The 14,024-nt window shown below is 71.3% G+C and carries 15 protein-coding genes; 12 read left to right on the top strand and 3 right to left on the bottom strand.

The window, feature by feature from the left end:
* The first annotated feature begins 74 nt into the window (after positions 1–74).
* The 3 genes from ACFVS6_RS25360 to ACFVS6_RS25350 all read left to right on the top strand — a co-directional run bounded on the left by ACFVS6_RS25360 (position 75) and on the right by ACFVS6_RS25350 (position 3,729).
* The gene (locus tag ACFVS6_RS25360) at positions 75–623 is read left to right on the top strand and encodes a TetR/AcrR family transcriptional regulator (RefSeq protein WP_389707132.1); all 549 of its coding nucleotides are present in this window, start codon (positions 75–77) and stop codon (positions 621–623) included.
* Positions 623–2,167 (top strand): MFS transporter, encoded by a 1,545-nt coding sequence (locus ACFVS6_RS25355; RefSeq protein ID WP_389707130.1) that lies wholly within the window; start codon positions 623–625, stop codon positions 2,165–2,167. Before ACFVS6_RS25360 ends, ACFVS6_RS25355 begins: the two co-directional genes overlap by 1 nt.
* A 77-nt stretch (positions 2,168–2,244) precedes the next feature.
* Positions 2,245–3,729, top strand: a complete 1,485-nt coding sequence (locus ACFVS6_RS25350; protein ID WP_389707128.1) for a membrane-associated oxidoreductase — start codon at positions 2,245–2,247, stop codon at positions 3,727–3,729.
* Between the two features lie 7 nt (positions 3,730–3,736).
* Here ACFVS6_RS25350 and ACFVS6_RS25345 read toward each other — a convergent pair whose 3' ends face one another.
* Positions 3,737–4,366 carry a lysophospholipid acyltransferase family protein gene (locus ACFVS6_RS25345; RefSeq protein ID WP_319192810.1) on the bottom strand — a complete coding sequence of 210 codons (630 nt, stop codon included), beginning with the start codon at positions 4,364–4,366 and terminating at the stop codon, positions 3,737–3,739.
* Between the two features lie 299 nt (positions 4,367–4,665).
* On the opposite strand from ACFVS6_RS25345, the gene ACFVS6_RS25340 reads away from it, so the two are divergent.
* The 3 genes from ACFVS6_RS25340 to ACFVS6_RS25330 all read left to right on the top strand — a co-directional run bounded on the left by ACFVS6_RS25340 (position 4,666) and on the right by ACFVS6_RS25330 (position 7,033).
* The gene (locus ACFVS6_RS25340) at positions 4,666–5,844 is read left to right on the top strand and encodes a glycerophosphodiester phosphodiesterase (protein WP_389707126.1); all 1,179 of its coding nucleotides are present in this window, start codon (positions 4,666–4,668) and stop codon (positions 5,842–5,844) included.
* 111 nt (positions 5,845–5,955) lie between these two features.
* A complete protein-coding gene (locus ACFVS6_RS25335) occupies positions 5,956–6,489 on the top strand; it encodes an RNA polymerase sigma factor (RefSeq protein ID WP_389707125.1) in 534 nt (177 codons plus the stop codon).
* Between the two features lie 37 nt (positions 6,490–6,526).
* A complete protein-coding gene (locus tag ACFVS6_RS25330) occupies positions 6,527–7,033 on the top strand; it encodes a GNAT family N-acetyltransferase (protein ID WP_389707173.1) in 507 nt (168 codons plus the stop codon).
* Between the two features lie 94 nt (positions 7,034–7,127).
* Here the strand turns inward: ACFVS6_RS25330 and ACFVS6_RS25325 are convergent, their stop codons facing one another.
* Entirely contained in the window at positions 7,128–7,559 is a 432-nt protein-coding gene (locus ACFVS6_RS25325) for a hypothetical protein (protein ID WP_389707123.1), read from the bottom strand.
* Positions 7,552–7,920 carry a hypothetical protein gene (locus ACFVS6_RS25320; protein ID WP_319192802.1) on the bottom strand — a complete coding sequence of 123 codons (369 nt, stop codon included), beginning with the start codon at positions 7,918–7,920 and terminating at the stop codon, positions 7,552–7,554. The genes ACFVS6_RS25325 and ACFVS6_RS25320 overlap by 8 nt, the downstream gene beginning before the upstream one ends.
* Before the next feature lie 68 nt (positions 7,921–7,988).
* Here ACFVS6_RS25320 and ACFVS6_RS25315 point away from each other — a divergent pair, with 68 nt between their 5' ends.
* From ACFVS6_RS25315 to cbiE, 6 genes are all read left to right on the top strand, one after another.
* The gene (locus ACFVS6_RS25315) at positions 7,989–8,642 is read left to right on the top strand and encodes an HAD-IA family hydrolase (protein ID WP_389707121.1); all 654 of its coding nucleotides are present in this window, start codon (positions 7,989–7,991) and stop codon (positions 8,640–8,642) included.
* 388 nt (positions 8,643–9,030) lie between these two features.
* On the top strand, positions 9,031–10,095 hold the full coding sequence (locus ACFVS6_RS25310; RefSeq protein WP_389707171.1) for a methionine ABC transporter ATP-binding protein: 1,065 nt from the start codon (positions 9,031–9,033) through the stop codon (positions 10,093–10,095).
* Entirely contained in the window at positions 10,092–10,760 is a 669-nt protein-coding gene (locus tag ACFVS6_RS25305) for a methionine ABC transporter permease (protein ID WP_389707119.1), read from the top strand. Before ACFVS6_RS25310 ends, ACFVS6_RS25305 begins: the two co-directional genes overlap by 4 nt.
* A gap of 110 nt (positions 10,761–10,870) precedes the next feature.
* Positions 10,871–11,740, top strand: a complete 870-nt coding sequence (locus tag ACFVS6_RS25300) for a MetQ/NlpA family ABC transporter substrate-binding protein (RefSeq protein ID WP_389707117.1) — start codon at positions 10,871–10,873, stop codon at positions 11,738–11,740.
* A gap of 227 nt (positions 11,741–11,967) precedes the next feature.
* On the top strand, positions 11,968–12,684 hold the full coding sequence (locus ACFVS6_RS25295; RefSeq protein WP_389707115.1) for a GNAT family N-acetyltransferase: 717 nt from the start codon (positions 11,968–11,970) through the stop codon (positions 12,682–12,684).
* Between the two features lie 100 nt (positions 12,685–12,784).
* The gene (gene cbiE, locus ACFVS6_RS25290; RefSeq protein ID WP_389707113.1) at positions 12,785–14,008 is read left to right on the top strand and encodes a precorrin-6y C5,15-methyltransferase (decarboxylating) subunit CbiE; all 1,224 of its coding nucleotides are present in this window, start codon (positions 12,785–12,787) and stop codon (positions 14,006–14,008) included.
* The last annotated feature ends 16 nt before the right edge of the window (positions 14,009–14,024 follow it).

Here is a 14,024-nt window from a genome sequence, read left to right as displayed (position 1 = left end):
TCCGGCAGCTCATTTTCGGGTTCACCCATCGATCGAATGAGACAAGAACGTCTCATTCGGGTTATGCTCGTCTCATGGCCATGGATCGTGACCAGGTGCTCCGCTCTGCGGCCGCCCTGCTTTCCCGCAAATCGACCGCCACGATGGACGAGGTCGCCCGCGCCGCCGGAATCGGCCGCGCGACCCTCCACCGGCACTTCGCCGGCCGGGACGCCCTCGTACGGGCCCTGGAGGAACTCGGCATCCGCGAGTTCGAGGTCGCCTTCGACAACGCCCGCCTCGAAGAGGGCACGGCGGTGGACGCGCTGCGGCGCCTGGTCGCCGAGGCCGAACCGAACGCCCAGCTGCTGGCCTTCCTCGTCACCGAGAACCAGCTCTTCGAGGGCGACCAGGTCAACGAGGGCTGGGCCCGCCTCGACGCCCGCGTCAGCGCGCTCTTCCGGCGAGGGCAGCAGGAGGGCGACATCAGGATCGACCTGAGCACCGCCTGGCTGACGGAGGCCCTCTACGGCCTCATCGGCGCCTGCGCCTGGGCCGTCATGGACGGCCGGGTCGCGGCCAAGGACTTCCAGTACATGATCATCGAGTTGCTGCTCGGTGGCGCACGACGGAGTGTGGAGTGATGAGCCGTACCGAACAGCTGAACCGGCGGACCGGAGCGGAGGGCGCGGGCCGCGGACGATGGCTCGCACTCTCCGTGCTCGTCCTGGCCGTGCTGCTGGTCGCGGTGGACGCCACCGTACTCGGCCTCGCCACCCCTGCCCTGAGCGAGGACCTCAAGCCGTCCGGCACGCAGCTGCTGTGGATCGGCGACATCTACTCGTTCGTGATCGCCGGACTGCTCGTCTCCATGGGCTCCCTCGGCGACCGCATCGGACGCAAGAAACTGCTGCTCGTCGGCGCCACCGCCTTCGGCGCCGTCTCGGTCCTCAACGCCTACGCGACGAGCCCCGAGATGATGATCGTCGCCCGGGCCCTGCTCGGCGTCGCCGGCGCCACCCTGATGCCGTCCACCCTCGCGCTGATCCGCAACATCTTCCACGACCCGAAGGAGCGCAGCCTCGCCATCGGCATCTGGGGCGCCACCGCCTCGGCGGGCGCGGCCGTCGGACCGGTCGTCGGCGGAGCCCTGCTCCAGCACTTCTGGTGGGGCTCGGTCTTCCTGATCAACCTGCCGGTCATGATCGCACTGGTGCTCGTCGGCATCAAGCTCCTGCCCGAATCCAAGAACCCCGTGGCCGGCCCCTGGGACCTGGTCAGCGTCGCCCTGTCGCTCGTCGGCATCATCGGCGTCGTCTACGCCGTCAAGGAAGTCGCCACCCACGGCCTCACCTGGGGCGTGTGGGCCGCCGCCGTCATCGGCGCCGGATGCCTGTACGCCTTCGTCCGACGCCAGTTCACCCTGCCGTCCCCGCTCCTCGACATGCGGCTCTTCAAGCACCGCGGGTTCTCCGGCGCGGTCCTCGCCGACCTCCTCACCGTCTTCGGCCTCTCCGGCCTGGTCTTCTTCCTCTCCCAGTTCCTCCAGCTCGTGCAGGGCCGGGACCCCCTGGAGGCGGGCCTGGCCGAACTGCCCGCCGCGATCGGCGCGGTCGTCACCGGTCTCGTCGCCGGCCGCTACGCCCGCAAGTACTCGGTACGGGGCATCGTCGCGGGCGGCCTCGCCGCCATAGGTCTGGCCCTGGCCGCGCTCACCGTGATCCACAAGGAGACCGGCTACCCGCTGCTCGGCGCGGCCCTGCTCGTCGTCGGCCTCGGCGCGGGCTTCTCCTTCACCGTCACCGCCGACGTGATCCTCTCCAGCGTCCCCAAGGAGCAGGCCGGATCCGCCTCGGCCGTCTCCGAGACCGCGTACGAACTCGGCGCCGCGCTCGGCATCGCCCTGCTCGGCTCCATCGTGACCGGCGTCTACCAGAGCTTCACCGCCCCGGCCGGCGTCCCCGCCCCCGTCGCCGACGCCGCGCACGAATCGCTGGGCGGCGCGGTGGAGGCCGCGAAGGCCCTGGACCCGCTGACCGCCTCGCAGATGGTCGGATCCGCCCAGGAGGCCTTCGTCGACGGCCTGCGGCTCGCCTCCGGCGTCGGCGCGGCCGTCCTCCTGGCCACCGCCGCGGCCGCCTGGTTCCTCCTCAGGGGCCAGAAGCTCCAGGACGGCCTGGAGCACTGACCCGCCGTCCGCACGCCAAAGGGAGCCGCCCGGACCGTGGTTGACAGTGCGCGGAGCGGCGGGACACCATCCCCGCGATGGAGATCAACGACCTGACCCCGGCCGAACGCCGCGTATGGGAAGCCTTCCCGCGCGGCGTTCGCGTCGATTTCCGGACGGATCCCGACGAGACCGGAGCCGGCGGGGCGACCTGGGGCCCCGAGCGGACCGTACGCGCCGAAGTGCTCACCGCCCTGCTGCTGGACGGCCCCCGCGTCGAGGGCCGGGTCCCCGGACTCAACCTCAAGGGCGCCCGGATCACCGGCCCGCTGAACCTCAAGTACGCCGTCGTCGACCACCCCGTCCGGCTGCGCGCCTGCTGGTTCGAACTCCGGCCCGTGCTCTACGGGGCCCAGCTCAGGTCCTTCGTCGTCAACGACTCCACCCTCCCCGGCCTGACCGCCGGCCTGGCCCGCTTCGACGTCGCGCTCAAACTGTCCGGCTGCCGCCTCACCGGACCGGTCCGGCTCTCCGGGGCCCGCATGGCCGGCGGCCTGTTCCTGTCGCGTTCGGTCATCGGCGTCCTGCCGGGCGAGGGCGACCCGGAGGAGGCCGCGGAAGCGCCGCTCCAGGTGAACCACGCCGAGATAGGCACCGACGTCATCGCTGTCGGAGCCACCGTTCACGGCGAGACCCGTCTCAACGGAACCACCGTCGGCGGGCTGGTCAACCTGGACGACGCGCGCCTCCTGGCCCCCGGCCGGACCGCCCTGCACGCCGAGACGCTCGCCGTCGGTACGGACCTGCGGGCCGCGCGGATGGAGGCCCGCGGCATGGTCAACCTCACGGGCGCCCGCATACCGGGCCAGCTCTACTTCGCTCAGGCTTCCTTCGTGAACCCCGACGGCACCGCCCTGCGGGCCTCCAGCTGCGTGATCGGCGAGGTGTGGTTGCGGCGCTGCGAGCGGATCCAGGGCACCGTGAACCTGCGCCGCTCCCAGTTCGACCTGCTGCACGTATCGCCCGGGACCTGGCCGCAGTGCCTGCGCCTCGACGGCCTCACCTACCGCACCCTCGCCCCGCACCTGCCCGCCGCGGAACGCCTGCCCGCCCTGGAACGGGAGGAGTCGGGCTACCTCCCGTACGCCTACGAACAGCTCGCGGGGGCCTACCGTACGGTCGGCGACGAGACGGCGGCCCGGACCGTGCAGCTCGCCAAGCTACGCCGGCACCGGCGCACCCTGCCCCGGCCCGCGCGACTGTGGGGGCTGCTCCAGGACGTCACCGTCGGCTACGGCTTCCGGCCGCTGCGGGCGGCGGGCTGGCTGGCGGCGCTGCTGCTGACCGGGGCCGTCGCCTACGCGACGCACCCGCCGAGGGCACTGAAGCCGGGGGAGGCCCCCGACTTCAACGCGGTCTTCTACACGATCGACCTGATGGTGCCGATCGTCGGCTTCGGCCAGGAGTCGGCGTACGCGCCGGGCGGCTGGTACCAGTGGCTGTCGTACCTGCTCATCGTGACCGGCTGGATCCTCGCCACCACGACGGCGGCGGGCGTCAGCCGGTCCCTCCAACGCCAGTGAACGGGCGTCAGGCGGCCTTCGCCTTGGTGGCGTACATGTCCACGTACTCCTGGCCCGACAGGCGCATGACCTCGGCCATCACCGAGTCGGTGACGGCGCGCAGCACGTAGCGGTCGCGGTCCATGCCCTCGTACCGGGAGAACTCCATCGGCTCGCCGAATCGGACGGTGACCCGGCCCGGACGGGGCATGCCCGCGCCGCCGGGCTGGAGCTTGTCGGTGCCGATCATCGCGAAGGGGACCACGGGCGCGCCGGTCATCAGGGTCAGGCGGGCGATGCCGGTGCGGCCCCGGTACAGGCGGCCGTCGGGGGAGCGGGTGCCCTCGGGGTAGATGCCGAAGATCTTGCCCTCGTCGAGGATGCGTCGACCGGTCATCAGGGCCGCGACCCCGCCGTTCGCACCGTCACGGTCGACGGGGATCATGCCGGCGCCGGTGAAGAACCAGGCCATGAGCCGGCCCTTGAGGCCCTTGCCCGTCACGTACTCGTCCTTGCCGATGAAGTGGACCGTGCGGTCGCAGACCAGCGGGAGGATCATCGAGTCGATGAAGGTGAGGTGGTTGCCCGCCAGGATCACCGCACCGGTGCCCGGAATGTTCTCGATGCCCTCCACGCGGGTGCGGAACATCAGGCGCATGACCGGTCCGACAGTGGCTTTGATGAGCGCGGTACGGAACAACGTGAGCCCTCCGGCATCGAAAAGCGGTTTCGCACCACACGGCGGTAGTGCAGGTGAGGACGATACTCGCGGGTCAGCCCTGATCGCACATCGGGTTCACGAGGCGGATACGCGATGTTGACGCACGTTTCCGCCATGTTCCGCGGTGGAGCGCGTTCCCGTCACCCTCCCTTGCCTACCATCGGCAGGCCGATTCGGGCCGCGGGACACCCGGAACCCCGGGAGAGCGAGCCCCTTTCAGACCGAGGAGTGCACGGATGACACAGGGTGGGGCAGCGCGGCGCACGGTCCTGGGGGCGGCGGTCCTGGCGGCCGGAACCTCGATGACCGCCCTCGGGGCGGGCACGGCCTCCGCGGCCGGCGGCGAACGGGCCGGCGGCGGCCAGGGCGGGGGCGGCGGCTACCGGGACCTGCCGGTCCCGACGGTGATCGGCCACCGGGGTGCCTGCGGCTACCGGCCCGAGCACACCCTGGGCTCCTACCAGCTCGCCCTCGACCTCGGCGCCGACGTGATCGAACAGGACATCGTCCCCACCAAGGACGGCCACCTGGTCTGCCGCCACGAGAACGAGATCGGCGGCACCACCGACGTCGCCGACCATCCCGCCTTCGCCGCCCGACGCACCACCAAGTCCATCGACGGGGTCTCCGTCACCGGCTGGTTCACCGAGGACTTCACCCTCGCCGAACTGAAGACCCTGCGCGCGAAGGAACGGATCCCCGCGGTCCGCCAGCGCAACACGCTCTACGACGGCCGGTGGGCCGTCCCCACCTTCGAAGAGGTCCTGCGCTGGGCGAACCGGGAGGGCCGACGGCGCGACAAGCAGGTCTGGCTGCACGTCGAGACCAAGCACCCCACCTACTTCCGAGCCCTGGGCCTGGGCCTGGAGGAGCCCCTCACCCGGCTCCTGCGCCGCTACGGACGCGACGGCCGGGACGCCGCCGTCTTCCTCCAGTCCTTCGAACCCTCCAGCATCCAGCGGCTCTCCCGGCTGGTCTCCGCACCCCGCGTGGTGCTGCTCTCCGCCGCGAACACCCGGCCCTGGGACTTCGAGGTGGCCAAGGACCCCCGCACCGTCGCCGACCTCGTCAAGCCCGAGGGCCTCAAGTGGATCTCCGGCTTCGCCCAGGGCATCGGCCCCACCCTGGACCTGGTCATCCCGCGCGACGCGGCCGGAAGGCTCGGCACGCCCACCACCCTCGTCAAGGACGCCCACGCACGGGGGCTGCTGCTGCACCCCTACACCGCGCGCAACGAGAACAGCTTCCTGCCGGCCGAGTACCGCAGGGGCACGGATCCGGCCGCGTACGGGGACGCCTTCGGCGCGTACGCGAAGTACTTCGAGCAGGGCATCGACGGGATCTTCACCGACAACCCCGACACCGGCCTGCTCGCCGCGGAGGCCTTCCGCCCCGGCCGCGGCGCCGACCGCTAGGGCCGGGCGGCGTCGGCGACGCAGGCGTCAACCGGCAGGCCCCCGTCCCCGTACGGGTGGGTCGGGTCCGGCGGGGAAACCGTCCGGCCCGGCCCCCGCGTCCCGCCCGGCATGGACCTCCTGAAGGACTCCGACCTCCTGACCGAACTCGGCCCGCTGCTCTCCGCCGAGGCCGCCGCGGAAGCCCCGGCCGCCGGGGTCGACGCCGCAGACCTGGAACAGGCCGTCTGGGTAAGGCTGCTGGAGCACGGCCCCCGCGAGACCGAACCCGCCGGGCCCACCGGCCGGGCCCGCTGGCTGCGGCGGGCCGTGCGGGCCGAGGCCCGGCTCGCTCGGCGCAGGGCCCGGCGGGAGGTCCCGTACGGCGGGTCGCCCGCCGATGCCGGAGGGGAGCCGGAAGGCGCCCTGCTGCACGGCGAGGACAACCGGGCCCTTCGGTCGGCGGTAGCCCGGTTGCCCGGACGCTGTCCGGAACTCATGGGAGCACTTCTTTCGCCGAGAGACCTCACTTACCGTGAAATCGCAGGAGAGTTGGGTATCTCACAAGGAAGTTTGGGGCCCGTCCGTTCCCGTTGCCTGGGATGTCTGCGCAGAATGCTCGCTGCAGAGGTTGCGGCTCCTGGCCTGCGGGGAAAGGAGCGGTAGACCAAAGGGCCACCAGGTGAGCGGGAGGCATGCGCACATGGGCATGAGCGTGACGATTTCGGCGGCGACCGCCGAGGACGCCGAGCAGATCTTCAAGCTGCAGTATCTGGCGTTCCAGCGGGAGGCGGAGCTGTACGGCAACTACCTCATCCAGCCGCTCACCCAGTCCCTGGACTCCCTCAAGGCGGAGCTGGCCTCGGACACCGTCCTGGTGGCCCGCCTCGGCGACGAGGTGGTCGGCACGGTGCGAGGCCGCGTCGGCGAGGACGGCACGGCGAGCATCGCCAAGCTGTGCGTGCACCCGCGGCTCCAGGGCCACGGCCTCGGCGCCCGCCTGCTGCGCGGCGTCGAGGAGGCCCTCGCGGACCTGACGTCCCCGACCCGCTTCCGCCTGCACACGGGCCACAAGAGCGAGTCGAACCTGCGGCTCTACCGCAAGGCCGGCTACCTGGCCGTGGGCAACCGCACCGCCTCCGACGGCGTGGTGCTGGTGATCCTGGAGAAGGAAGCCAAGGACGCCACAGACTTCGCGGTCAGCGCCTAGGTCCATTCGGTCCATTCGGCCGAAGGCCCGCCCGCTGACGCGAACGGCCCCGCACCGCGGGGCCGTTCGCGTCAGGGCTGCCGTTCCCGCACGTCTACGCCGTGTCGCGCCTGGCGCGCAGCCAGAGCATTCCGGTGATCGGCAGGATCACCGGGATGAACAGGTAGCCCATGCCGAAGTCCGACCAGACGGTCGCGTCGGGGAAGGCCTCCGGGCGGACCAGGGTCCAGGTCCCGACGGCCAGCACGCCCGCGAGTTCGACGGCGCAGCACACCAGGGCCGCCTTGCGGGCCCGCTCCCCGCCCCGCACCAGTGAGTACGTGATGAAGGCGTAGGCCAGCGCGGCCGCCCCGGACAGCGAGTACGCCAGCGGGGCCCGGTCGAACTCCGTGGACATCTGGTACGCCGAGCGCGAGACGGCGCCGACCACCATCACCCCGTACAGCCAGACCAGCAGCAGCCCCGGTCCGGAGACGAGGCGGCCCCGTCCGGCGGGCTCGGTCGCGGTCGTGTTGGTCTCAGGCACCGGTGCTTCCCCAGATGTCGTAGAGCCGTACTTCGAGGACGGCGAGGACGACCGCGCCCGCGGCCACGGTCACCGAACCCCACTTCGTCCGCTCGGTCAGCGAGAGCATCCCGGCGGCCGGGACCGCCGCGAAGGCGCCCAACAGGTAGGCCACGAAGATCACCGTGCCCTGGCCGGGCTTCTCGCCCCGACCCAGCTGGACCAGGCCGATCACCAGCTGGGCCAGGACCAGGACGGTCACCACGGCCATGCCGATGAAGTGCCAGTCCTTGGTCGGCTGGTCCCGCCAGGCGGCGTGGCCGCACCAGGCGGCGAGGGCGAGGGCGGCCGCGCCGATGGCGACCGTCAGGGCGTCGAGCATGCAGCGAGGGTATTACGGGCCGAAAGACCCGATGCGCTCACCCCTGGGCGCGGGCTTTGCTGGAAGACATGAAGATGCATGCCGAAGCCCTGCTGTTCGACAACGACGGCACCCTCGTGTCGTCCATGGAATCCGTCCACCGCTGCTGGGACCGCTGGGCCCGGGAGTACGGGATCGCCGAGGAGGCCTTCGCGCGGGTCGTGCTGCACGGCCGCCCCGCGACGGAGATCATCGCCGAGTTGCTGCCCGAGGAGGTGCGGGCCGAGGCCCTCGCCCGCATCGAGGCCCTGGAGGTGGCGGACGTCGCCGGCGGGGTCGTCCTGCTCCCGGGCACAAAGGAACTGCTGTCCGCGCTGCCCGCGGGCCGCTGGGCCGTGGTCACCTCCGCGACCCGCCCGCTGGCCGAGGCCCGGCTCCGCGAGGTGGGCGTCGACTTCCCCGAACTGGTGGCCGCCGACGACATCACGCGCGGCAAGCCCGACCCGGAGCCGTTCCTGCTCGCCGCCCGCCGCCTGGGCGTCGATCCGGCCCGCTGCGTGGTCTTCGAGGACGCCCCCGCGGGCCTGGCCGCCGGTCGCGCGGCCGGCATGAGGACCGTGGCCTTGACCACAACGCACCCCGCCGCGGAGCTCGACGCGGACGTGGTCGTGAGGGACCTCTCGGCCGTGTCGGCACTGGTCACCGACACCGGAGTGACGCTTGAGACGACCGACCGGGGGTGACCGGGGTTGTCCGTAATGCGGCCAGAATCCGTCCGCTATACGGACAGTGTTGATCGGTGAGTCGCCATGTCTGCTTTACTTGGGCCCATGACCACGACGAGCAGCCGCACCCTTGCGACCGAGGCGACCACGACGCCCGGTGCTCGTTGTATGTGTCGAATGTGCGCCTTCTGAGGGCCCCTTTTCCTGCAGTCCCGCGCCCCGAAGCGAGACCGGCCGAGCCACTCCGCCACCACGTCGGCACCTGACCGACCGTACGGACCGCTCCTGCCCCGCGCACGTGTCGACGTCATCCATTTGTGACGGTCGGACCCGTATTGCGTCCCCAGATGTTTGCCCCGTGCCCGGCACCCCGCTGCGCCGTGCACTCGACAGCGACGGAATTCCTGTGATCACCACAACGGGCCTCACGAAGGTCTACCAGTCCCGTGGCCGCGAGGTCACCGCCCTGGACGGCGTCGACCTCCACGTCCGCGAGGGCGAGGTGTACGGAGTCATCGGCCAGAGCGGAGCCGGCAAGTCCTCCCTCATCCGCTGCGTGAACCTGCTGGAGCGTCCCACCACCGGCACGGTGACCGTCGACGGCGTCGACCTCACCGCGCTGGCCGGTCGCGGCCGGCGCGCCGGCAAGGACCTCCGCGAGGCCCGCAGCCGCATCGGCATGGTGTTCCAGCACTTCAACCTGCTGTCGTCACGGACGGTGCAGGCCAACGTCGAGCTGCCCCTGGAGATCCTCGGCGTCTCCGGCCGCGAGCGCTCCCGCAAGGCCACCGAACTCCTCGACCTCGTGGGCCTCGCCGACAAGGCCAAGGCCTACCCCGCCCAGCTCTCCGGCGGCCAGAAGCAGCGCGTCGGCATCGCCCGCGCCCTGGCGGGCGACCCCAAGGTGCTGCTCTCCGACGAGGCCACCAGCGCCCTGGACCCCGAGACCACCCGCTCGATCCTCCAGCTGCTGCGCGACCTCAACCAGCAGCTCGGCCTGACCGTCCTGCTCATCACGCACGAGATGGACGTCGTCAAGTCCGTCTGCGACTCCGCCGCGCTCATGAAGCGGGGTCGGATCATCGAGTCCGGCACCGTCGCCGAACTGCTGGCCACCCCCGGCTCCGAACTGGCCGGGGAGCTCTTCCCGGTCAGTGGCAACGCCACCGGCCCGGACCGCACCGTCATCGACGTCACCTTCCACGGCGACGCCGCGACCCAGCCGGTCATCTCCCAGCTGTCGCGGACCTACAACATCGACATCTCGATCCTCGGCGCGGCGATGGACACCGTCGGCGGCCGGCAGGTCGGTCGGATGCGCATCGAGCTCCCGGGCCGCTACGAGGACAACGTGGTCCCCGTCGGCTTCCTGCGCGAGCAGGGCCTCCAGGTCGACGTCGTCGACGACGAACCCACGACGCAGGACGTCGACTCCGAGCTGGCCGCACTGGTCGAGGATGGTGCCAAGTGACCTGGTCCGAGATGCAGCCCCTGCTCACCCAGGGCACCTACGACACCCTCTACATGGTGCTGTGGTCCACCCTGGTGACCGTCCTCGGCGGACTGCCCATCGGCGTCCTGCTCGTCCTCACCGACAAGGGCGGCCTCCTGCAGAACCAGCCGCTCAACAAGGTCCTCGGCGTGATCGTGAACATAGGCCGCTCGCTGCCGTTCATCATCCTGCTCATCGCCGTGATCCCCTTCACCACCGCGGTCGTCGGCACCTTCATCGGCCCCACGGCCATGATCGTCCCGCTGTCCATCGGTGCGATCCCCTTCTTCGCCCGGCTCGTCGAGACCGCCGTCCGCGAGGTGGACCACGGCCTGATCGAGGCCGTCGAGTCCATGGGCGGCGGCATCCCGACCCTCGTCGGCAAGGTCCTGCTGCCGCAGGCCCTGCCCTCGCTGATCGCCGGCGTCACCACCACCCTGATCACCCTGATCGGCTACTCGGCCATGGCCGGTGCCGTCGGCGGCGAAGGGCTCGGGTCCAAGGCCATCACCTACGGCTTCCAGCGCTTCGAGACCGGCTTCATGGTCGCCACCGTCGTCATCCTGATCGCCCTCGTCACGGTCATCCAGCTGATCGGCGACGGAGTGGTCCGCGTCCTGTCCCGCAGGGGCCGGACGGCCTGACCGCCCGACGCGGCACAAAGGTTTTCCCCTCCCAAGAGAGCCCGCACTTGTCGTGCTTGGGCCACCACCCAGCGGGCACCCCGGTACCCGCAGCAAGAAAGGCACTCTTCGTGCGCAAGAACATCAAGCTCACCGCATTCGCCGCCGCCTCCGCCGCGCTCGCCCTCGGCCTCACCGCCTGCGGCAGCTCCTCGGACCCGGCCTCCTCCACCAAGGCCGACGGCGCCAAGGTCGACGAGAGCAAGGCGCTGGTCATCGCGGCCTCCCCGAGCCCGCACGCCGACATCCTGAACTTCGTCAAGGACAAGCTCGCGGCGAAGGACGGCCTCAAGCTGGAGGTGAAGGAGTTCACGGACTACGTCCTGCCCAACACCGCCACCGAGCAGGGCCAGGTCGACGGCAACTACTTCCAGCACAAGCCGTACCTCGACGACTTCAACAAGAAGAACGGCACGCACATCGTGCCCGTCGTGAACGTGCACCTGGAGCCCCTCGGCCTCTACTCCAAGAAGGTCAAGTCGGTCGCCGACATCAAGGCCGGCCAGACCATCGCCGTCCCCAACGACACCACCAACGAGGGTCGCGCGCTCCAGCTGCTCGCCGCGAACAACCTGATCACCCTCAAGGAAGGCGTCGGCACCAGCGCCAAGCTGTCCGACATCACCGACAAGAAGGGACTGGAGTTCAAGGAGCTGGAGGCCGCCACGGTCCCGCGCGCCCTGAACGACGTCGACGCCGCGATCATCAACGGCAACTACGCCCTTGAGGCCAACCTGTCGCCGGCCAAGGACGCCCTGGTCCTGGAGAAGGCCGAGGGCAACCCGTACGCCAACTTCCTGGCGGTCAAGGACGGCAACCAGAACGACCCCCGTGTCCAGAAGCTCGCCAAGCTCCTGAACTCCGACGAGGTCAAGAAGTTCATCGAGGAGAAGTACCAGGGTTCGGTCACCCCGGCCTTCGGCGCACCCGCCGCCTCCTGACGCACCACCCCGCCGATGGGGATCGCCCCGTCGACGGCCGGATTCCGGCCCCGCGCACCCACCAGGGCGCGCGGGGCCGAAGTCATGGGCGCAGGGCCCCCCGGCTGCCCGCTTCCGGGCAGCCCGACCCTGCACATCCCCGGGTCGATGCTGCATGCTGTGGCCTACGACCCGCACGAACGGTCCCGCACCACGGTCGCCCCACGTTCTCAGGCATGGAGCTGCGCATGACTACCACCTTCCCGGACGTCACCATCAGCACGGACCGGCTGGTGCTGCGTGCCTTCGAGGAAGAGGACGTCACCGCGCTCGCCGAGATGATGAACGACGAACACATCACCGCCTGGACCTCGGTGCCGCACCCCTACACCCACGCCGACGCCGAAGCCTGGGCCACCCGGCAGGCCCACGCGGAACGCACCGGGGGCCGGGGCATCGTCTTCGCCGTCACCGAGTTCCTCACCCAGCGACTCGTCGGCATCGTCCACCTCCAGAACACCAACTGGCACACCCGCACCACCGAGGTCGGCTACGTCACCGCGCCCTGGGCCCGCGGCGAGGGATACGCCAGCGAGTCGGTGCTCGCCGTCGCCCAATGGCTCTTCCGCGACCAGCACTTCGAGCGCCTCGAACTGCGGACCGCCGCCGACAACACCGCCTCCCAACAGGTCGCACAGAAGATCGGCTGCATCAGCGAGGGCGTCCTGCGCAACGCCTGGATAGTGCGCACCCAGGCGACCGACGGCAGCTGGGTCGAGACCCGTACCGACCTCATCGTCTGGAGCCTCGTCCCCGAGGACCTCGACGACACCGACGGGTACGACGGCTATGACGGGTACGACGTCCAGGGGAGCGGCGCCGGCCGTTCCGGCGACGAGGACCAGTACGCCTACGGCCGCCGGGCCGACGTCGGCGGGTACGCCGTCGGCGCCGACTGGCACTGACCGGCACGCCGACCGGCACCACCCCGTGACCAGGTAGTCTCACCGTGCCCGACCCCGCGACACAGCTTCGCCTGCCCCCCACCACAGGAGACTGACGACGATGGCCGATCGGGTCACTGTGATCGGCTGGGACGGTTCGGCGCTCACCGCGGCCGCCAGGTCCGCCCTCTCCGCCGCCACCCTCGTGGCCGGCGCCGCCCACCACCTCGCGCTCCCTGAGGTCCCGCCCACCGCGGAACGCATCCGCCTCGGCAGCCTCGGCCTCGCCGCGCGCCGCATCGCCGGCCACCGCGGCACCGCCGTGGTCTTCGCCGACGGCGACCCCGGCTTCTTCGGCGTCGTACGCACCCTGCGGGCCCCGGAGCACGGCCTGGAGGTCGAGGTCGTCCCCGCGGTGTCCGCCGTCGCGGCCGCCTTCGCCCGCGCCGGCATGCCCTGGGACGACGCCCAGGTCGTCGTCGCCCACCCCCGGACCCTGCGTCGGGCCGTCAACGTCTGCCGGGCCCACGGCAAGGTCGCCGTCCTCACCTCGCCCGGCGCCGGACCGGTGGAACTCGCCCTGCTGCTCGACGGGGTCCACCGCACCTTCGTCATCTGCGAGGAACTGGGCACCGAACGCGAGCGCGTCACCGTGCTCACCTCCGACAAGGTCGCCGACCACACCTGGCGCGACCCGAACGTCGTCATCGTCATCGGCGGAGCCGGACACTCCGCCGCCTCCGCCGAAGCGGGCTGGCTCCTCGGCCGCACCCCCGGCCCCGCCGCGGGCCGCGGCTGGGCACGCCCCCAGGACCTCCCCGCAGGCCCCGGGAGCATCGGCGAAGGGGAGTCGACGCAGCTGCGCGCCGCGCAACTCGCCCGCCTCGGCCCCCGAACCGGCGACCTCGTCTGGGACATCGGCACCGGCTCCGGCGCCTTCGCGGTGGACGCGGCCGTCCTCGGCGCCGCCGTCATCGCCGTCGACGCCGACCCGCGCGCCTGCGAACGCGCAACCGCCGCCGCCCGCAAGAGCGGTGTCCAGCTCCAGGTCCTCGCCGGCCGTGCACCCGTCGTACTGGAGTACCTGCCCGAACCCGACGTCGTCCGCGTCGGCGGCGGGGGAGCGGAGGTCGTCGCCGCCGTCGCCGACCGGCGCCCCGAACGGATCGTCAGCCACGCCTCCACGCGCGACGAGGCCGAGGCCATCGGCCGCACCCTCACCGAACACGGGTACGTCGTCGAGTGCGCGCTCCTGCAGTCCGTCGGCCTCGACACCCGCACCTGGGCGGAACAGGACCGTTCCGTGGTGTTCCTGCTGGCAGCCGAACGCCCCGTGAGCCGCTAGAGCGGAGCCCGGGGTA

This window comes from Streptomyces sp. NPDC057939 (assembly GCF_042887545.1).
Lineage (GTDB): Bacteria > Actinomycetota > Actinomycetes > Streptomycetales > Streptomycetaceae > Streptomyces.
This window is presented reverse-complemented; position numbering and strand designations above follow the sequence as displayed.